Source organism: Pilimelia anulata, from assembly GCF_014647895.1.
Classification (GTDB): Bacteria; Actinomycetota; Actinomycetes; order Mycobacteriales; family Micromonosporaceae; genus Pilimelia; species Pilimelia anulata.
In genome coordinates this window covers 127,293-146,415 of record NZ_BMQB01000008.1, presented here as the reverse complement: position 1 = coordinate 146,415, position 19,123 = coordinate 127,293, and the positions used below count along the sequence as shown (strand labels likewise).

Annotated in this window: 18 protein-coding genes and 1 pseudogene; 7 read left to right on the top strand and 12 right to left on the bottom strand. The window is 75.6% G+C overall.

The annotated features are described in order from the left end of the window. Positions 1–124: 124 nt before the first annotated feature. A complete protein-coding gene (locus tag IEY94_RS17855; RefSeq protein WP_189171344.1) occupies positions 125–646 on the top strand; it encodes a carboxymuconolactone decarboxylase family protein in 522 nt (173 codons plus the stop codon). Here the strand turns inward: IEY94_RS17855 and IEY94_RS17850 are convergent. Then, positions 643–1,788, bottom strand: coding sequence for an AI-2E family transporter (locus IEY94_RS17850; RefSeq protein ID WP_189171343.1), 1,146 nt, complete (start codon positions 1,786–1,788; stop codon positions 643–645). The two genes, IEY94_RS17855 and IEY94_RS17850, sit on opposite strands and share 4 nt — an antisense overlap. 175 nt (positions 1,789–1,963) lie before the next feature. Between IEY94_RS17850 and IEY94_RS17845 the strand changes: the two genes are divergently transcribed. Further along, complete coding sequence (locus IEY94_RS17845; RefSeq protein ID WP_189171439.1) at positions 1,964–2,863, top strand: phytoene/squalene synthase family protein; 900 nt, start codon at positions 1,964–1,966, stop codon at positions 2,861–2,863. Here IEY94_RS17845 and IEY94_RS17840 read toward each other — a convergent pair. From IEY94_RS17840 to IEY94_RS23680, 5 genes are read right to left on the bottom strand one after another with little or no spacing between them, the layout of a single operon-like run. Further along, on the bottom strand, positions 2,769–3,920 hold the full coding sequence (locus tag IEY94_RS17840) for a cytochrome P450 (protein ID WP_189171342.1): 1,152 nt from the start codon (positions 3,918–3,920) through the stop codon (positions 2,769–2,771). The two genes, IEY94_RS17845 and IEY94_RS17840, sit on opposite strands and share 95 nt — an antisense overlap. Then, entirely contained in the window at positions 3,917–5,011 is a 1,095-nt protein-coding gene (locus tag IEY94_RS17835) for a glycosyltransferase family 2 protein (protein ID WP_229784222.1), read from the bottom strand. The genes IEY94_RS17840 and IEY94_RS17835 overlap by 4 nt, the downstream gene beginning before the upstream one ends. Further along, entirely contained in the window at positions 5,008–5,712 is a 705-nt protein-coding gene (locus tag IEY94_RS17830; protein WP_189171341.1) for a lysophospholipid acyltransferase family protein, read from the bottom strand. Before IEY94_RS17830 ends, IEY94_RS17835 begins: the two co-directional genes overlap by 4 nt. Then, on the bottom strand, positions 5,705–6,205 hold the full coding sequence (locus tag IEY94_RS17825; RefSeq protein WP_189171340.1) for a lycopene cyclase domain-containing protein: 501 nt from the start codon (positions 6,203–6,205) through the stop codon (positions 5,705–5,707). Before IEY94_RS17825 ends, IEY94_RS17830 begins: the two co-directional genes overlap by 8 nt. Next, positions 6,195–6,527: a lycopene cyclase domain-containing protein gene (locus tag IEY94_RS23680; RefSeq protein WP_229784221.1), complete on the bottom strand. Its 333-nt coding sequence runs from the start codon at positions 6,525–6,527 to the stop codon at positions 6,195–6,197. The genes IEY94_RS17825 and IEY94_RS23680 overlap by 11 nt, the downstream gene beginning before the upstream one ends. A gap of 594 nt (positions 6,528–7,121) precedes the next feature. On the opposite strand from IEY94_RS23680, the gene IEY94_RS17815 reads away from it, so the two are divergent. After that, positions 7,122–8,123, top strand: coding sequence for a coiled-coil domain-containing protein (locus IEY94_RS17815; RefSeq protein ID WP_229784220.1), 1,002 nt, complete (start codon positions 7,122–7,124; stop codon positions 8,121–8,123). A 21-nt stretch (positions 8,124–8,144) separates the two neighbouring features. On the opposite strand, the gene IEY94_RS17810 is transcribed toward IEY94_RS17815, so the two are convergent. Continuing rightward, positions 8,145–8,414, bottom strand: a complete 270-nt coding sequence (locus IEY94_RS17810) for a hypothetical protein (protein ID WP_189171339.1) — start codon at positions 8,412–8,414, stop codon at positions 8,145–8,147. Between the two features lie 86 nt (positions 8,415–8,500). Here IEY94_RS17810 and IEY94_RS17805 point away from each other — a divergent pair, with 86 nt between their 5' ends. Then, positions 8,501–9,469, top strand: a complete 969-nt coding sequence (locus IEY94_RS17805) for a GlxA family transcriptional regulator (protein ID WP_189171338.1) — start codon at positions 8,501–8,503, stop codon at positions 9,467–9,469. Positions 9,470–9,513: 44 nt separating this feature from the next. On the opposite strand, the gene IEY94_RS17800 is transcribed toward IEY94_RS17805, so the two are convergent. After that, positions 9,514–10,089, bottom strand: a complete 576-nt coding sequence (locus IEY94_RS17800) for a hypothetical protein (protein WP_189171337.1) — start codon at positions 10,087–10,089, stop codon at positions 9,514–9,516. A gap of 321 nt (positions 10,090–10,410) precedes the next feature. Here IEY94_RS17800 and IEY94_RS17795 point away from each other — a divergent pair, with 321 nt between their 5' ends. Further along, positions 10,411–11,712, top strand: a complete 1,302-nt coding sequence (locus IEY94_RS17795) for a DUF418 domain-containing protein (protein WP_189171435.1) — start codon at positions 10,411–10,413, stop codon at positions 11,710–11,712. 238 nt (positions 11,713–11,950) lie between these two features. On the opposite strand, the gene IEY94_RS17790 is transcribed toward IEY94_RS17795, so the two are convergent. Further along, positions 11,951–13,483, bottom strand: a complete 1,533-nt coding sequence (locus IEY94_RS17790) for an ATP-binding protein (RefSeq protein WP_189171336.1) — start codon at positions 13,481–13,483, stop codon at positions 11,951–11,953. A 4-nt stretch (positions 13,484–13,487) separates the two neighbouring features. After that, on the bottom strand, positions 13,488–13,862 hold the full coding sequence (locus IEY94_RS17785; RefSeq protein ID WP_189171335.1) for a response regulator transcription factor: 375 nt from the start codon (positions 13,860–13,862) through the stop codon (positions 13,488–13,490). Positions 13,863–14,024: 162 nt separating this feature from the next. Here IEY94_RS17785 and IEY94_RS17780 point away from each other — a divergent pair, with 162 nt between their 5' ends. After that, positions 14,025–16,184, top strand: coding sequence for an ATP-binding protein (locus IEY94_RS17780; protein ID WP_189171334.1), 2,160 nt, complete (start codon positions 14,025–14,027; stop codon positions 16,182–16,184). A 77-nt stretch (positions 16,185–16,261) separates the two neighbouring features. Next, positions 16,262–17,152, top strand: a complete 891-nt coding sequence (locus IEY94_RS17775) for a DcsG N-terminal domain-containing protein (RefSeq protein ID WP_189171333.1) — start codon at positions 16,262–16,264, stop codon at positions 17,150–17,152. 52 nt (positions 17,153–17,204) lie between these two features. On the opposite strand, the gene IEY94_RS17770 is transcribed toward IEY94_RS17775, so the two are convergent. Together IEY94_RS17770 and IEY94_RS24380 are read right to left on the bottom strand one after the other, a co-directional pair. Next, positions 17,205–18,143, bottom strand: a complete 939-nt coding sequence (locus IEY94_RS17770; protein WP_189171332.1) for a Scr1 family TA system antitoxin-like transcriptional regulator — start codon at positions 18,141–18,143, stop codon at positions 17,205–17,207. Beyond that, positions 18,124–18,653: pseudogene (locus IEY94_RS24380) on the bottom strand (DUF6879 family protein). Before IEY94_RS24380 ends, IEY94_RS17770 begins: the two are co-directional and overlap by 20 nt. Positions 18,654–19,123 lie beyond the last annotated feature (470 nt).

Sequence of the window (19,123 nt, the reverse complement as noted above, 5' to 3'; positions counted from 1 at the left end):
CCGCGCTGGCGGTGTCATGTGGATCACGAACGACCGGCAACGGCGCGGCGACCGGCGGATATCCGCCGCGCGACGGGCCGCTGACGGGCCGTACGGTGTCGGGGGGCGGGACTAGGGTGGCGGCATGACTCGGATGAACCTCGCGGAGGTGGCCCCGGCGGGCTACCGCGCGGTCCTGGCCCTGGAGCAGTACGTGCGCGGCGCGGTCGACCGGTCCACCCTGGATCTGGTCAAACTGCGCGCCTCGATCCTCAACGGCTGCGCGTTCTGTGTGGACATGCACAGCACGGACGCGCTGGCCGCCGGCGAGTCCAGCCGCCGGCTGTTCGCGGTGGCCGCCTGGCGGGAGGCGCCGTTCTTCACCGAGGCGGAGCGGGCGGCGCTGGCGCTCACCGACGCCGTCACCCGGCTCGGCGAGCACGGGGTGCCCGACGACGTGTGGGCCGCGGCGGAGAAGCACTGGGCGGCCGAGGGCACGGCCAACCTGATCCTCGCGATCGCCACGATCAACGTCTGGAACCGCGTCGCGGTCAGCACCCGCATGCCCCCGCCGCCCGAGCCGGCCCCCGCCGGTCACCCGACCCCCGCCGATCAGCCGGCCCCCGCCGACCGGTCCACCGCCGCCGGCCGACCCGCCGCCGACTAGCCGGCCGCCGGGGCGTCCGTGCTGCCCGCACTGCCCGGGCCGCCCGCGGCCGGTCCCGGGCCCGCCGCGTCGGGGCCGCCCGCGGCGGCGCCGTCCGGCGGGCCGTCGACGAGCGCCGGGCGCAGCTCGCCCCACAGCACCTTGACGATCCCGGCCACCGGGATCGCCAGCAGCGCGCCCAGGATCCCGGCCAGCTCGACCGCGATCAGGATCGCGATCAGCACCGCCAGCGGACTGAGCTGCACCGTGCGGGCGAACACCACCGGCTGGAGCAGGTGGTTCTCCAGTTGCTGGTACACGACGAAGAAGGCGATCAGCACGACGCCGGCCAGGGTGGACTCGGTGAAGCCGACCAGCACCGCCACCACCGCGCCGATCGTCGCGCCGACCAGCGGGATGAGGTCCATCAGCGCTACGAACAGCGCCAGCAGGCCGGCGTACGGGACGCCGAGCAGGAGCAGGGTCACGTACGTCAGGCCGCCGCAGACGGCGCTGATCACCAGGTTCCCGGTGAGGTACCCGGTGACCGTGCGCGCGCACCGCCGCCCGACGTCCGCGACCCGGGCGGACCGGTCGGGCCGGAACAGCCCGAGCAGGCCCGCGACGATCCGGGGTGCCTGGAGCACCACCACGTACGTCAGCACCACCACCGTCACCGCGCCGACGACCGTGTTGGCGGCGCCGCGCAGCAGCGACAGGGTGGGGGTGCCGAGCGAGGTGAGGTACTGCCGCACCTGGTCGCCGTGGGTGGCCAGGTACTCGCGCACCCGGAACCGCTCGATCAGCCCGGCCAGCGGGCCGCGGCCGGCGCGGGTGTCCCGGACGAGGTCCGGGACCCGCTCGGCGAGCTGGGCCAGTTCCCGGCCCAGCGGGATGGCGAACGCGGTCACCACGCCGGCGACCAGTACGGTGGCGCCGAGGAAGACGACCAGCGTGGCGAGCCAGCGGGGGCAGCGGCGCACCCGGCGTTCGAGCAGGTCGACGGCGGGCGCGATCGCGGTGGCGAGGAAGATCGCGATGACCAGCCAGACCAGCACCCGCTGCACGGCGTGGGCGACGGTGAGGGTCGCCGTGGTCAGCAGGACCAGGCCGATGACGGTCAGGGTGATGCCCGCGGGGGAACGGGAGTCCGGCGTGCGCATGTCGACGGGACTTCCCGCCCCGGCGGGCGGTAAACCTGAACAAACGGACATCCCGTCGGTACGGTTTCGTCCGGTGCGCAACCGGGAATCGGCTGCGGCGGGGGAGAGGCCCGGAGGAGGCGGCGTGACGGCAGGTGTGACGGTGACCGAGTCGTACGCGCACTGTCGCGCGGTGATGCGTCGCCACGGTCGGTCGTACTACCTGGCGACCCGCCTTCTCCCGGCTCCCCGGCGGCGGCACGTGCACGCGCTGTACGCGTTCACCCGGCACGCCGACGACCTCGTCGACGTCGCCGGCACCGCCGCCGACCTGCGCGCCTGGGGCGCGGCGTTCACCGCCGGCCGGCCCGGCGACGACCCGCTGCTGCCGGCCGTGCTGGACACCGTCGACCGGTGCGGCCAGGACCCGGCCGACTTCGCCGCGTTCCTCGCCTCGATGGCGATGGACCTGCACGTGACCGCGTACCCGACGTACGCGGACCTGCTCGACTACATGGAGGGCTCGGCCGCGGTGATCGGCACCATGGTGCTGCCGATCCTGGCCGCCCCCGACCCGGCCGCGGTGCGCGAGCCGGCCCGGCAGCTCGGCCTGGCCTTCCAGCTCACCAACTTCATCCGCGACGTCGGCGAGGACCTGGACCGCGGCCGGCTGTACCTGCCGCTGGCCGACCTGGCCGCGCACGGGGTCGACCGGGCGGACCTGGTCGCCGCGCACCGGGCCGGCGGCCTGCCCGACTCGCCGGCCGGCGAGCGGATCCGGGCGCTGCTGGCGTACGAGGTGGACCGGGCCCTGGTGCACTACGCCGCGGCCGAGCCGGGCATCCGCGGGCTGACCGGGGCGTCCCGGACGTGCGTCCGGGCGGCCCGGCGGCTGTACGGCGGGATCCTGGACGAGATCGTGGCCCGCCGGTACGACGTGTTCGCCGGCCGGGCGGCCGTGCCGCGCTGGCGGCGGCTGCGCATCGCCGCGGCGTGCGTGCTCAGCCGGGGGGCCGCGCCGCGGCCGCGACCGCCGGCCGGGCCGCCGGCCGCGCCCGGCGGGTCAGCAGCAGCGGGGCGGCCGGGCGCAGCGTGATGCCGGCCGCCGGGGCCGGGTCGCCGCCGCGGACGACCAGGTCGCCGGCGCAGAACGGCGCCAGCGCGGTGCGCAGCATCAGCCGGGCCAGGTGCGCGCCGAGGCAGGTCCGCCGCCCGGCCGAGAACGGCAGGTACCCCCAGGCGGGGCGGCCGTCGTCGGCGAACCGCTCGGGCCGGAACGCCGCCGGCTCCGGCCACTGCGCCGGGTCCCGGTGGGTGAGCAGCGGCGAGTACAGCACCAGCGTCCCGGCCGCGACCGGCACGCCCGCGACGACCGTGTCCCGGACGGCGCTGCGGCTGCCGATCCAGCCGGCCGGGTACAGCCGCAGCACCTCGTCGATGACCGCCGGCAGCAGCTCCGGCCGGCGCCAGACCGGCGCCGCGGCCAGGTGCCACAGCGCCCAGGCCAGCGTGTGCGCGGTCGTGTCGTACCCGGCGGCCAGCGCCACCCGCAGCTCGGTGCCGGCGTCGGGCAGCCCGACCAGTGCGGCGGCCATCGACCCCGCGGGCGGGTCGGCGGCGACCGCGGCGATGGCGGCGTCCACCCGGCGGAACAGCCGGCGCCGGGGCAGCAGCGGCGCCGGCAGCGGCGCGTGCAGCGGGGCCAGGAACGCGGCCAGCAGCTCGGCCGGCAGGCGGTCGCCGAACAGCGCCGCGTTGAGCATCCGGCGGACCGCGCCGGCGGCCCAGTCCAGCGCCTCGAAGTCGCCGGCCGGCGGCGCGACGACGGCGGCCAGCCGGCCGGCCAGCGCCGCGAGCGCGCGGCGGTGGAACGGCGGGTTCAGCGCGGCCCGCCGCTGCGGGTGCTCGGGGACGTCGGCGTGCACGACCCCGGCGGCCAGGTACGGGGTGAGCCCGCTGAGGCTGCGCCGGGCCCGGAAGGTGTCCAGGTCGCCGAGGACCGCGCGGTTCCACTCCGGCCGGTAGCCGACGACGGCCGGGCGCCACAGCCGCAGCCGGAAGACCGGGCCGGCGGCGGCGCCGTCGGCCAGCAGGGCGAGCGGGTCGCGGGTCCAGCGCCACAGGTGGAAGCCGGGCGGGGCGGGCGGGGTCACCGGTAGTCGCGCCCCTTCCACCGGGCGGTCCGGCGCAGCGCCACCGCGTACACCGGGGCGGCGGCGGGCGCGGTCAGCGGCACGAGGGCGGCCTCGGCGTACGCGCCGCGGCCGGTCTTGGCGTTGGTCAGCAGGCGCTCGACCAGGCCGAGGACCGCGGCCGCCCGCCACGCGCCGCCGGCGCGCAGGCGCAGCCAGGGCACGGTGTACGCGAGCAGGTGCCAGGCCAGGGTGGCGGCCAGGGCGGCGTCGCTGCCGCCGTGCGCCGCGCGCAGGCTCTTGCCGAGGCCGCGGACGGCGTCGGCGTACCCGCGGTACATCCGGGTGCCGGCCAGGTCGCCGCCCAGCGCCAGGCCCAGCCGCAGGCCGAGGCGGCGGGCGCGGCGGGCCAGCGCCACGTCCTCCAGGATCCCGCCCGCCACGGCGGCGTGGCCGCCGATCCGGTCGTACGCGGCCCGGCGGAAGGCGAGCACCTGGCCGTTGGCGGTGGCCGCCGCCGGTACCGGGGCGCGCAGCAGGCCGTGCGGCAGGAAGGCGAGCAGCGTCTCGTCGATCAGCGGGACGAGGACCCGCTCACCGAGCGTGCCGGTGTGCTGGCGGGGGAAGACCGAGAACACGTCGGCGGCCTGCCGGTCCAGCTCGGCGTGCAGGGCGCCGAGCGCGCCGGGCCGGAGCGTGACGTCCGCGTCGACGAAGACGAGCAGGTCGCCGGTGGCCGCCCCGGCGAGCTGGTGGCAGGCCCAGTTCTTGCCGACCCAGCCGGGCGGCAGCGGCGCGCCGCGCAGCAGCCTCACCCGCGGGTCCGGGCAGGCGGCGACGATCGCGGCGGTGTCGTCGGTGGAGTCGTCGTCCAGGACCAGGATCTCGTCGGCCGGCTGGGCGAGCAGGCCGGGCAGCGCGGCGGGCAGCCGCAGGGCCTCGTCCCGGGCCGGTACCAGCAGCGAGGTGCGCGGGCCGGCCCGGCCCGGCGGCGCGGGCCGCAGCGTCGGGAACGCGCGCAGGTTGGCCAGCAGCCCGGCGACCTTCACGGCGTGGAACGCGGCCACCAGCACGCCGGCCCCCGCCGCGACCCGCGCGGCCCGCCCGCTCACGCCGGCCCCGCCGGCGCGCCGGTCGTGTCCCGGCCGCTGCCCGGCCCGGTCGCGGGCGGTGACGGTACGCCTGGGCGGGACCAGCGGCCCAGCAGCTCCTCGGCGCTGCGCCGCCCGGCCACCGCCGGCCGGTACCCCGGCAGCGGGGCGCGCGGGTCGGCGGCCGCGACGGCGGCGTCCAGCGCGGCCAGGTCGGCGGCCAGGCCCTCGGCCAGCGCCGCCGTGCCGCCGCCGGGGACCGGCCGCAGGCACACGTACGCCTCGGCGGCCTGGTGGCCGCGCACGACGACCCGGGTCGCGGCCGACCACAGCGGCACCCCGCCGCGGCGGGCCAGCCAGGCGGCGCCGCCGGCCAGCGGGCCGGGCGGCCCGGCCGGGCGCAGCTCGCCCTCGGGGTAGACGATCAGCGTGCGGCCGCGGCCGAGCAGCGCCAGGCCGCGGCGCGGCTCGTCGGCGGCGAAGCCGCCCAGCCGGCGGACGAACCGGTACCGGTCGGCGTTCTCCCGGCTCAGCAGCGGGCTGCCCGGCCGGTCGAGCAGGGCCAGCGCGACGAACGGGTCCCACCAGCAGTGGTGGTTCGCGGCCCAGACCACCGGGCCGGGCGGGCGGTCGCCGGCCAGCCACACCCCGCGCAGCCCGCGCCGGACCAGCCGCCGGGCGGCGTGCCCGAGCAGCCCGCCGGACCGCGCCGCGTCACCCATCGCCACCACCCCCGGCCCCGGCCGGGGCCGCTTCGGTACGGGCGGGTCCGGTGCCGGCCGCCCCGGGATCGGCCGGTTCGGGGCGGGCCGCGGCGGCGGTGCGGGCGGGTTCGGGATGGGTCGCCGCGGGACCGGCCGGGTCGGTACGGGCCGCTGCGGCGGCGGCGCGGGCCGCGGCGCCGCGGCGCGGGCGGTCGGCCAGCCAGCGCCAGGCGAGCAGGGCGGCGGTGACCAGCGCGTACCCGAAGCCGAAGTCCTCGATCGGGATGTGCCACGGCCAGCGGATGCCGGAGGTCGCCGCGTCGCTGTACAGCACCACCGGCGCGTCGGCCCGGGTGAGCCAGCCGTCGACCGGCACCTGGAAGCCCAGCGCGATCGCCACCGTCACCCAGTACCGGCCCTCGCGCAGCAGCCCGGTGCGCAGGAGGGTCAGCTCGACGGCGACGACGAGCAGGGGGGCGGCGACGGCCGCCACGGTGTACTCACCGATCACGGGTATCCGCCGATCCGCGCCGCCGCCGGGTGCCCAGCACCTCGTACGTGAGCAGCGCGCACAGCGGCACGACGAGGAAGAACAGCCACTCCTCGACCGGCAGGCCGGCGAGCCGCAGGCCGACCGTCCGGCCGGGGGCGAACCACCAGTGCCCGCGGGCGACGGCGACGAGGTCCCAGACGACGAACGGGATCGCGGTCAGCGCCAGCGTGGCGGCGAGCCGGCGCGGCCGGCGCAGCACCCGGGCGCCGAGGGCGAACTCCAGCGGCAGCGTGACCAGCACGCACGCGGCGAGTACGGCGAGGTAGCTCAGCGACGCCACCGCGTCCTCCCTGCCACCGCACCCTCCTCCGCCGCCGGACCCGGCCGAGTCTAGGCCAGCCACCCCGGCACCGCCGGACGGCACGCGTTTCCCCGCACCCCACCCACCCCGACCCCGAACGCCGCACCCCCGCTCACCCCACCGACCCGCCCCCCGACACCTCGCGAAACGGACTCCCGGTCCACCCGTCCCGCCACTTGGCAAGCGCGGCGGCCGCCGCCGGTGCCGGCAATACCCGCTGGTCGATCGCCCGGCGGGGTGACCGGCGGGCCGGCGCACCGTGATCTGCATCGCGGTACGCGGCATTTCGTCCTGTATCGTGGCGGCGCGACACGCGGGCCGACGCGCCCGCCCCCACGGCGCCGCCCGCCCCCGGGCGTGCGCCGTCGGTGCTCCCGCGCCCGGCCCGACCCGGCCCCGCGGCGGCCGCCCCCGGCGGCCCGCCGCGCTGCCGGGTCGATTCGCGGCGCGGCGCGCCTGACACAATGCGTGTCGCCATCGGAGCGGCGGGCCACCGCCGCGGTGCCATCGCCGCGCCCGCGGCGGCGCCGATCGAGGCACGGCACCGGTACGCGATCGGGAGGGTCTGGTTCGTTGCTCCGCACTCGCCTGTCAGCCAGCGCGCTGGCGCTGCTCACCCCGCTGGCCCCGGCCCCGCCGGCCCTCGCCGCGCCGCGGACGGCGCCCACCGCCCCCGCCGGCGAGCGGGCCGCCCCGCCGCTGCTCGGCGACGTCCTGGAGCAGGTCGGCCGCGGCTGGTCCACCGCGAAGGCCAGGGTCGACGCGTCCAAGCGCCGGCAGGCGCTGCTGTCCGCCCGGGTGCAGCAGGCCCGGGCCCGGCACGACGCGCTCGTCCCGGAGGTGGCCCGGATCGCCGCCGGCAGCTACCGGGTGGGCCGCCTCGGCATGGCCGCGACGCTGCTGGAGGAGGGCACCGCCGGCTCCTTCCTCAGCCGCGCCACCCGACTCAACGAGCTGAACACCATCAACGACACGAAGCTGCGCGAACTGAACGCCGCGCTCGCCGACCTGAACCGGGCCAGCGCGGCCCTGGACGGCGAGCTGCGCGAGGAGCAGCGGCAACTGTCGATCATGGACAAGCAGAAGCAGGAGGCGGAGAAGGCGCTCGCGCTGGTCGGCGGGCGCTCGCTCACCGAGGGGATGGTCAGCGCCAGGTCGCCGGTGGCCAAGCCGGGGCCGCGCTCGGCCGACGGCAGCTTCGGCCCGCTGCCCTGCGACCGGGACGACCCGACCACCGGCGGCTGCGTCACCGCCCGCACCCTGCACGCGTACCGCGAGGTCAAGCGGGCGGGCTTCGCCCGCTTCGTCGGCTGTTACCGGCCGGGCGGGCCGTTCGAGCACCCGAAGGGCCGGGCCTGCGACTGGTCGCTGCGCAGCAGCGGCTTCCGCCCGGCGGCGAACCGGGACGAGAAGATGTACGGCAACAACCTCACGGCGTTCCTGGTCCGCAACGCCGACCGGCTCGGCATCCTGTACGTCATCTGGTACCGGCGGATCTGGTTCCCGGCGACCGGCTGGAACGGCTACAGCGGGGCCAGCGACCACACCGACCACGTGCACATGTCGATGCTCTGACCCCGCCGGCCGCCCCGGCGGTCACGCGGTCCGGCACCGGTCGGCCGGGTGCGCCGCCCGGGCCGGCCGGGCCGCAGCCGCGAACCGGGCCCGCCGCCGCGGCCCGCGGTCGGGGACCGCGGCGACCGGGCGGGCGGTGAGCGCCCGCAGGTCCGCCGCGGCGCGGACCCGGTCGCGGTCGTCGGCGGCCGTACCGCCGAGCGGCCAGGCGGCCGGCGCGCGCCGGTGCCGGCGCTCCACCGCGGCGATGAGCAGGGCCAGGGACACCGTCAACAGCAGCAGAAGAATCATGGCACTAATTTAAGGCTGCTCGATATCCTGCCACCAGTGGCAGAACTGACGTTGTGCCACAAGATTCTGCCAGCTACCCTGGGCCCATGCTGCGGACCGTCGGCGTGATCGCCACCGGGGGCATGACCCCCTTCGAGTTCGGCGTGCTGTGCGAGGTCTTCGGCATCGACCGGACCGACGACGGCGTGCCCCCGTTCGACTTCCGGGTGTGCGGCGCCCGCCCCGGCGAACCGGTCCCCACCAGCGTCGGCGTCGCCCTGACCCCGCAGCACGACCTGACCGCGCTCGCCGGCGCCGACCTGGTCGCCGTACCGGCCATCGGCATCCGGGACGCGTACCCGCCGGAGGTGATCGCCGCGATCCGGGCGGCCGCCGCCCGCGGCGCGACGCTGCTCTCCCTGTGCACCGGCGCGTTCGTGCTCGGCGCCGCCGGGCTGCTCGACGGCCGCCGGTGCACGACCCACTGGCGGCACGCCGACGAGTTCGCCCGCCGGTACCCGGCCGCCGCGCTCGACCCGGACGTGCTGTTCGTCGACGACGGCGACATCATCACCAGTGCCGGCACCGCCGCCGGGATCGACGCCTGCCTGCACCTGGTCCGGCGGGAACTGGGCGCGCAGGTCGCCACCGCGATCGCCCGGCGGATGGTGGTGCCGCCGCAGCGCGAGGGCGGGCAGCGGCAGTTCGTCGCCGCGCCGGTGCCCGAGTGCACCGCCGACAGCCTCACCCCGCTGCTCACCTGGCTGCTGGAGCACCTGGACGAGGAGCACAGCGTGGCGGCGCTGGCCGACCGGGCGAACCTGTCCGCGCGGACGTTCGCCCGCCGGTTCGTCGCCGAGACCGGGACCACGCCGCAGCGCTGGCTGGCCACCCAGCGGGTACTGCACGCCCGCCGGCTGCTGGAGGACACCGCGCTCGGCGCCGAGGAGGTCGCCGCGCGCAGCGGCTTCGGCTCGGCGGCGCTGCTGCGCCACCACTTCACCCGGGCGGTCGGGGTCACCCCGACCGACTACCGGCGCACGTTCGCCCACCGCCCGGCCGGCGCCCGCGGCTGACGCCGGGGCGCCGCGCCGGGCCCCGGGACGCGCCGGCCCCGGGGTCAGTGCACGGTCACGAAGCCGGCGTCCGGCGCCGCGTCGTACGCGGCCAGCGAGTCCTCGGCGTCGGCCTCCTGGTCGTACACCGTCTCCACCCGGTAGCCGATCGCGTCCGGGTCGCCCAGGCAGTCCAGCGGCACCGTCGCCACGTGGGTGTTCTCGCTGAACTCGGCCTCCCCGGTGCACAGCACCGGCGGCTCCTCCTGCGTGTCCACCCGGTACACGTCCACGTACAGCCCGCCGTCGAGCACCCCGTACTCGACGTCGAAGTCCTCCTTGTCGTCCCCGGTCGTCTCCAGCAGCACGTCGGTGTAGCTGCTGTCGCTGACCCAGTTCGGGTCCTTGGTCGGGTCCAGCGGCTTGCGGGTGGCGTACCGCAGCTCCAGCTTGGTCGCCGAGCGCAGCGCGTCGATCGAGACGATGTCGGCGTACGGGGCGTCGGTCAGCTCGTCGTTGTCGTCGTAGACGTCCGCACCGGGGTCGGTGGCACTCGCCCGGCCGACGGGGTGCGTCGGCGCCCCCGCGCTGTCGTCACCGCCGCACGCGCCGAGGCCGAGCACGAGGATCGGCGCAGCCAATGCCGAAACCGCTCGCCTGCTCGTCATTCCCATTGTGTTCGGGCCTCCCTCTGCACTGCCCCGACGGTCCAAGGCTAGGGAGCCGATCGATGACTCGCAATGGGTCGGCCGCCGAACGGACGGGTCCGTTCGGATGGACTTCGATGAATGGCCGGGATCGTCAATACCCGGCGCCGGATTGACAGCGGATCCATAGGATTCGCTGAGCTGGCTCAAAGATTCCCCGGCGAGAATGTGCGCAGTTATCCCGACGGCGGCCGCGACGCCGGCGGGGCACCAGCCGGCGGTGCTCCCCGTCGGTCCCATAGCTCCGGGTATGTGATGACTCAAGACACCCTCGACGGGTCGGCACCGGGCGCCGCGGTCTCCCCGGGCACCGGGGACGGCGCCGCGCCCGGGACCGCCCGCCTCGTCCACGTCGATGCCCTGCGCGGCCTGGCGCTGCTGGGCATTCTGATGGTCAACATCGGATATTTCGCCTCGGACTACAAGGGCACGGGCGTCCTCGCCCCCGAGTTCGACCGCCCGATCGACGCCACCGTGGCATTCGTGGTCGATCTGGTCTGCGAGACCAAGTTCTACCTGCTGTTCTCGTTTCTTTTCGGGTACAGCCTCACCCTGCAAATGACGTCCGCCACCCGGCGCGGCACGCCGTTCGTCCCGCGATTCCTGCGCCGGCTGCTCGGCCTGTTCGTGCTGGGGGCCCTGCACGCCGTGCTGCTGTTCCAGGGCGACATCCTCATGCTGTACGCCTCGCTCGGCCTGGTCCTGCTGCTGCTGCACCGCATCCCCGGCCGGGTCGCGGCCGGCCTCGCCGGGGCGCTGCTCGTCGCCGGGGTGCACTACTACGGGTACTGGGCCACGATCGCCTGGCACCTGGACACCCCCAACGGGGTGGACGCCCGCGAGGTCCGGGACTGGGCCGAGGCGGCGCACGCCGTCTACCGCAGCGGGGCGTCGGACATCATCGCGCAGCACCTCGTCGACTTCCGGGAGATGCTCTCGGTCCTGCTGGAGTTCCAGGCGCCGGCGGTACTGGCGATGTTCCTCGTCGGCATGCTCGCCGGGCGGGCCCGGTTCCTCGCCGACCCCGCGCGGCACCGGCGGCTGCTCGGCTGGATCATCGCCGGCGGCGCGTTCGTCGGCATCCCCGGCGCGATCCTGTACGCGTTCGCCAACGCCCACTACGTCGACACCGCGCTGGAGCTGTTCGCGATCTCGTACGGGTACCTGGCCTCGCCGGCCCTGGCCGCCGCGTACGGCGCCGCCGCGGTCCTGCTGTTCCACGGCATCCGGCCGCTGGGCCGGCTGTTCGCGCCGGCCGGGCGGATGGCGCTGTCGAACTACCTGTTCCAGTCGCTGTTCGCCGCGTTCGTCTTCACCGGGTACGGGCTGGGGCTGATGGGGCGGGTGTCGCCGCTGGCCGCGGTGCTGACCGGGCTCGGGCTGTTCGCCGTACAACTGGCGTTCAGCGCGTGGTGGCTGGGCCGGCACCCGTACGGGCCGGTGGAGTGGGGGCTGCGCGCCCTCAGCTACGCCGAGGTGCCGCCGTGGCGGCGGCGCGCGGACGGTCCGGCGGGCCCCCGGCCCGGCGGCGCGCACCGGCCGGGGGTACCCCGCTGAGCGGCCCGGCGGTCAGTCCGGGCCCGGGTCGGCGCCGGCCCGTACGGCGAGCGCTGGTCCGCCGGCACCGGGTGCCGGTCGGCGCCGCGGCGGACCCCGCGGTCCCGGTTCTCGCCCTTGACGCTGTCCATGACCAGGGCGTCATGGCCGCTGCGCCGCAACTCCGGCTGCTGCACGTTCGACATCATGCCCTCCCCTCCCGGCGGTGCCACCGGGCAGTACCCGGCCCGACCGCGGATCAACCCCCGCCGTCGGCCCCGCCGTCCGGCGCGGCCGCCGGCAGGGTCAGCGCGACGGACGTGCCGCGGTCCGGCGCCGACTCGATGGCCACCGCGCCGCCGTGCCGGACGACGATCGTCCGGACGATCACCAGCCCGAGCCCGCTGCCCTGGACCGCCCGGTCCACGGCGTTGCGGGCCCGGAAGAACGGGGCGAACAGGCGCGTCTGGTCCTCGGCCGGGATGCCGATGCCGGTATCGGACACCCGGATCGTGATCACGTCCCGCTCGGTGCTCACGGTGACGGTGACCCGGCCGCCGGCCGGGGTGAACTTGACGGCGTTGTTCAGCACGTGGGCGATCGCCCGGCTGAGCTGGCCGGCGTCCGCCGAGGCGACGGTCGGGCCGCCGACGGTCGCGTCCAGGGTCAGCCGGGCGGCCTCGGCGGCGGGCCGGATCGCGTCGATCCCGGCGTTGACCAGCGCGGCCATGTCGACCGGCTGCGGCCGGGTGGTCAGCGTGCCGGACTCCATCTGGGAGAGCACCAGCAGGTCGTCCACCAGTGCCTGGAGCCGGTCGGTGTTGCGCTCCAGCACCGCCACCGTCCGGTCCTGCCGAGCGGTCAGGTCGCCGGCGTCGCGCAGGGTCTCCAGGTACCCGACGATGTTGGTCAGCGGGGTGCGCAGCTCGTGCGAGACCGTGCTCATGAAGCCGTTGCGGGCGCGTTCGAGCTGGCGCAGGTTGTCCACCAGCCGCCGCTCCTGCTGGTACATGCCCTCCTGCAGCCGCCGGGTCCGGGCGGCCTCCTCGGCCATCGCGTTGGTCGCCTCGGCGACGGCGGCCAGCTCGACGACGTCGGAGCGGGCGCGCACCCGGGCGTCCGGGTCGCCGCCGCCCAGCTCGGCCAGCACCCCGCTCAGCTCGCCCAGCGGGCGGACGATCCGGACCGTGGTGCGCCGGGCCACGTACCAGGCCAGCGCCGCCGCGGCCGCGACCACCAGGACCGTGCCGGCGAGCCGGCCGATGCTGATCCCGGTGGCCCGGGCGGCCAGGTCCCGGTTCTCGTCGTCGAGCTGCCGCTCCAGCCGGTCGTTGGCGGCGGTGAACTCGTCGAACAGCGCCTGCCCGGACGGCACCTGCGCCCGCACCCCCGCACTGCCGACCGGGCGGGTGAGCTGCGCGGCGACGAAGTCCCACCAGCGCCGGGCCAGCCGGTCCTGCTCGGCCACCTCGGCGGCGTGCTCGGCGCCGGCCACCACGCGCAGGTGGTGCACGGTCGGCTCGTACGCCGTCCGGGCCCCCTCGTACGAGGCCAGCAGCGGCGTGCCGCCGCTGAGGAAGTACCCGCGGACCGAGCGCTGCGCGTCCAGCATGACGATCCGGAGCTGGAGGTTCGCGGTACGGCTGGGGCCGACGTGCCCGGTGAGGTCGCGGACGGTGTCCTGCTGCACCAGCGCGGTGGTGATGCCGGCGATGCCGGCGAGGCCGACCAGCGTCACGAGCACGCCGAATGCGCGCCGCAGCAGGCGCCCCACGGTCGGCGGGCGGCCCACGGCCCTACTCCCGCGGGCGGTCGAGCAGGGAGCGGACGCGGGTGGCCAGCTCCCGCGGGCTGAACGGCTTCGTCATGTAGTCGTCCGCGCCGACGGCGAATCCCTGCTCGATGTCGGTCTCCTGGGCCCGTGCGGTGAGCAGCAGGATCAGCATGTGCCGGGTCTCGGGGGCGGCGCGTAGCTGCCGACACACCTCAAGACCCGACAAACCGGGCATGGCGACGTCGAGTACCGCCACGTCCGGCCGGTCCCGCAGGGCCGCGGCGACCGCCGCCAGGCCGTCCTTGACCTCGATGACGTCCAGCTCGGCCTGCTTCAGTCGGAAGATCACGAGGTCTCGGATGTCGGTGTCGTCCTCCGCGATCAGCACCGTCGCCATGCGCTCACCTCCCCGACGCCCCGCATTCTCCCACCGTAGCGCCCGTTCCGTCGGATTCGATCCGGTTCGGCCGGGGTGCCGGGCACGCCGCCGGCCGGGCGGTGGAGCGATCGGGTTGCACTTCCTCACCCCCGCCGGCCCGGCGTCGATATGTGTGCCGTGGTGGACAAGGGGACGGGCAGCCGGTGCGGCCGCCGGTCGGCGGGAGCGCTGGCCGGCCTCGTCGTCGTGCTCTCCGCCGCCATCGCGCTCGGCGCCGGCGCCGCGCTCGCCGCGGGCCAGCGGCACCTCGTCGCCGAGCAGCTCGACCGGCGGGCCGCCGCCGCGGCCGACGCCGTCGGCGCCGAGGCCAACCGGTACGTCGACACCCTGCGCACGGTCGCCGGCGCGCTGAGCGCCCACCCCACGCTGACCCGCGGCGCCTTCGACACCTCCGTCGCCGCGCTGCGCGACCTGCGGCTGGCCGGCGCCTCCTCGGTGGCCTACCTCGTGCCGGCCACCGACGCCGCGATCCCGGCGACCCGGGCGCTGTGGCGCGGCCGCGGCGTGCCCGGGCTCACCCTCAGCACCGAGCGGACCGGCCGGGAGCACTACTTCTCCGTCCTCAGCGTCCCGCTCGACGGCAGCAACGCGGCCCGGCTCGGCGTCGACGCCTCCCGCGCCGCCGCCCCCGCCCGGGCGCTCGCCGCCGCCCGCCGGACCGGCGACGTCGCGCTGTCCGCGGCGTACCAGCTCCTCATCGACCGGGCCCTGCCCGCCGACCAGCGGCAGATGTCGTTCACCCTGACCGCCCCGGTGTACGGGCCGGCCACCGCCGGCGCCGCCCGCCCGTTCCGCGGCTGGGTACTGCTGGGCATCCGCGGCCGCGACTTCATGTCGGCCGCACTCAGCAGCCGCAGCGCCGCCGACCTGGTCGACGTCGCGCTCACCGCCGCCGACGACAGCGGCCGCGCCGTCACCATCGACGCCCACCGCGCCGCGGTCGAGGGCCGCCGGGACGTGGTCCGCGACCTGCCGCTGGCCGTCGCCGGCCAGCAGTGGCGGCTCGCCGTCGCCGCCCGCGGCGCCGCGCTGGTCACCGGCGGCGGCGCGCTGCCGGCCGTGGTCGCCGGCGCCGGTACGCTCGTCGCCCTGCTCCTGGGCGGCCTGGTCTGGGCGCTCGCCACCGGCCGCAGCCGGGCCCGCTCGGCCGTCGCCGCGGCCACCGCCGAGCTGGCCGCCGAGCGGACCCGGGCCGAGGAGCAGGCGCACCTGCTCGGCGCGATCCTGGACAGCATCTCCGACGGCGTCGGCGTGGTCGACGCCGACGGCGAGTTCCTGCTGCACAACCCGGCCGCCCGGGAGATGCTCGGCGCGGCCGCCGACCGGGACGGCCCGGAGCACTGGCAGGAGCACTACGGCATCCTGCGCCCGGACGGCGAGACGCCGTTCCCCACCGACGAGCTGCCGCTGGTCCGCGCCCTGCGCGGCGAGGCCACCGAGCAGGTACCGATGGTCCTGCGCAACGCCGCGCACCCCGCCGGCCTGCACATCTCCGTCTCCGGCCGGCCGCTGCGCGGCCTCGGCCAGTCCGGCGCGGTGGCCGTCTTCCACGACATCAGCCGGGCCCGGGCCACCGAGGAGCGGCTGCGCGAGCTGGACCGGATGAAGAGCCAGTTCATCGCCACCGTCTCGCACGAGCTGCGCACCCCGCTGACCTCCATCCGCGGGTACACCGAGCTGCTCGCCGACACCGACACCCTCGGCCCGACCGAGCAGCGCATGGTCAAGGTGATCGACGACAACGGCCAGCGGCTGCTGGAGCTGATCGAGGACCTGCTGACGTTCACCCGGATCGACCAGGGCGGCGTCACGCTGTCCCGCGGCGCCGTGGACGTCGCCGCGCTGCTGGACCGCTGCCTCGCCGCGATGTCCGGCACCGCCCGGACCGCCGACGTGGCCCTGGCCGCCGAGGTGTCCGCCGACCTGCCCGTCCTGGACGCCGACGCGGCGCAGCTCGAGCGGGCGCTGCTCAACCTGCTGTCCAACGCGGTCAAGTTCTCCGCTCCCGGCGACCGGGTGACCGTGACCGCCCGGGCCGACGGCGCCCGGCTGGTCCTGGCGGTCGCCGACACCGGCACCGGCATCCCGGACGACGAGCAGGCCAAGCTGTTCACCCGGTTCTTCCGGGCCGACCGGGCGCGCCGCGACGCGGTCCCCGGCACCGGCCTCGGGCTGGCCATCGCGAAGGCCATCGTGGACGCGCACGGCGGCTCGATCCGGGCGGAGTCCGCGGTCGGCATCGGCACCACGATGACGGTCCGCCTCCCGCACGCCGCCTGACGACCCATCGGTGCCGGCGCCGCCGGCGGCGCCGGCTACGGTTCGGGAAGATCACCCGAGCCGAGGAGCGCCGCCCGATGCCGACCGCACCCCACCCGCCGACCGCGGTCGTGCTGGCCTCGTGCGCCCGCTGCCCCGCGGGCGACGGCGACGAGGCCGCGCTGCCCGGGCTGCTCGCGGCGCGCGGCGTCCCGGCCCGCTGGCAGCCGTGGGACGCCGGCCCACCGCCGCCCGGCGCGCTCGTCGTCCTGCGCGCCACCTGGGACTACACCGACCGGCCCGCCGACTTCCTCGCCTGGGCGGCGGCCGTGCCGCGGCTGGCCAACCCGTACCCGGTGCTGCGCCGCAACACCGACAAGCGGTACCTGCTGCGGCTCGCCGCCGCGGGCGTACCGGTCGTGCCGACCGCAGTCCGCGAGCCGGGGGAGCCGCTCGGCCCGGTCGCCGGCCCGATCGTGGTCAAGCCGGCGGTCGGCGCCGGCGCCCGCGGCGCGGGCCGGTTCGACCCGGCGACCGCCGACGCCGCCGCGGCGCACCTGCGGGCGCTGCACGCCGCGGGGCGGGCGGCGCTGGTCCAGCCGTACCAGCCGGCGGTCGACGCCGAGGGGGAGACGGCGCTGGTGTTCGTCGGCGGCCGGTACTCGCACGCCTTCACCAAGGGGGCGATGCTGTCCGTTGGCCCGGGCGACCCGGCGGGCGGCGAGTTGTACCGGTCCGAGCGGCTCGCCCCCGTCGGGGCCGCGCCGGCGCTGGTGGCGTTCGCGCGGCGGTGCCTCGACGCGGCCGCGGCCGATGCGGGGGTGGCGGTTGCCGATTTGCTGTACGGCCGGGTGGACGTGGTCCGCGGCCCGGCCGGACCGCTGGTGCTGGAGGTGGAGCTGACCGAGCCGTCGCTGGGTTTCCGCCAGGCCGACCCGGCCCGCTTGGCCGCCTTCGCCGACGCCATCGCCGCCCGAATCAGCGGATGAGTGCGCTCGCTCGGCCACCCCGTGACCGCGGATTCGTCGATTCAGGACATTGTCAATGCAGCACGGGCCTTAGCGCGGCGACCATGTCCGCGAACTCGCGGTCGACCTCAGTGTTCTGGCTGACGTTGGCCCTGAGCCGCCCGGAGGCTACAGCTCGTCCATGGCCTTCGTGACCAGGCGACGAGCGTCCCTGCCGTAGACCGCTTGGGCTTGCAGCACACTGAATAGCCGCTCGTACTGCTGGATCTCCTTCGGCCGAGTCATCCGAACGGCCGCGGGTGGGGGTCTCGACTGACACTTCCGACATCCCAAAGATCCAGAAGCCCACGTTCGCTACCAGCATCCGGACGGTGATGCTGGGGATGATGCCGAGCGAGATGGCAGGATGCTTCGCCATGACAAGCAGGTGTGCGAGCTGGCTCTCATGCTCGCTCGGTCCGGTCACGCGAGTTCGACAGACTTCCTCGCCGAGCACGACCAGAACCCGCTTGCCGGCCGTGAGGGCACGCTCTGTCCGCTCAGCCCGATAGGCCAATGCCTCTTCGACGTCGTCCGGCGTGCTGAGGAAGGACCGCCAGCTCGCGTGGATCGAGCGGTAGTAGGACTCGGTCTGCAAGATGCCGGGCATTACCAGGGGCTCGAAGATGCGGAACAGGGTGGTGCGCTCGTACTTGTCCTTGGAGCCGCCCGGGCGCTTCTGGCCCGCGCGGGTCTGAAGGTGCCACTCGATGTACGCGGAATTGACGTTCTCCAAGGTGGCCAGTAGGTCAGGGAACTGCTCGAGACAAGAACAGGCTGCACACCAGTCGCGGATATCGTCCTTCGATGGAAGCTGCTTACCGTGCTCAATCTTGCTGACCTTGGAAAGCTGCCAGCCGTAGGTCTCCGCGAGCGCCGTCGCCGTCAGCCTGGCGTCGATGCGAAGCTGACGGAGACGTACGCCGAGGGCTCGCCGCTCCTCGCGTGCGGCGCTACTGGGGCTTGTAGTCACGGTGCGGCGTGCTCAGGCTCCACACGTCCTCGAACGCCCGCCGGCAGAGGTCGAGGACGGCGAGATCCTCGGTGGTGGTGTAGCCGGTCAGCTGCCGTCACCCTCGTAGTGCAGGAACACGGCGATCCGGCCGTCGAGCAGGTAGAAGTCGTTGCCGGGGATTCCGATCTCGCAGACAAGGCGGCGGGGACACCACCGGATGTCCTCACCGGCGTCGACCATGGGTGGAGCCACGAGCACGCTCCATTGCTGGTACCGGCTCAGCGGCTCGCTGACTATCCGGGCTCGGCGGAGCTTGCGACCGTTGGTGACGTGCGAGCGGAGCATGCCGCACCACTCGTTCATGGCGGGCCACTCGGTGAGCCAGGAGGTGTCCCCGCTCTCCTGCCAGCGAGCCATGTAGGGCAGTTCCTCGGCAGTGCCGTAGGAATCCCGCGTTTCGAGGTGCTCCCACGATCGCTGGATGTTGCGGCGAAGGTCCGCTACCTCGGAGGCGCTGATCTCTCGCACGCTATACCCCGCGGGCGAAGAGCGGCATCATCCGATGCTGGGATCTCTACCACGCTCTCTCCTTCTGGGACATCCATGGCGGCGAGCTCCTCGGGATCGGTCACCACCCAGCCCTGGACCACGTACGTGTTCCTGTCCGTCCGGTATAGCGACGGACAGTCACCGGGGTTGCTGCCGGGGTCCTTGCCCAAGAACTCCACACGCACGTCGTCGCCTCCCGTCGTGAGTTTTGCTCCGATTTGCTCGGTTGCCATCGTTCCGTAGCCCGGCAAGCGGATCAATGCGCAAAGGACAGCAAGGTCGTGGGTCCGGCCACCGATGCATCCTGGCTTGAGAACCAGCAGCAAGCCCGACAAGGCCCTGACGCCGTGAGCGAAGTCCACGAACCGCGGCGGGTAGGTGAGGGTGCGCTGTCTCGGAGGTGGAGGCCGGTCACCCGAGCCGGCCTCCACCCTCAACCCGCTCGGACA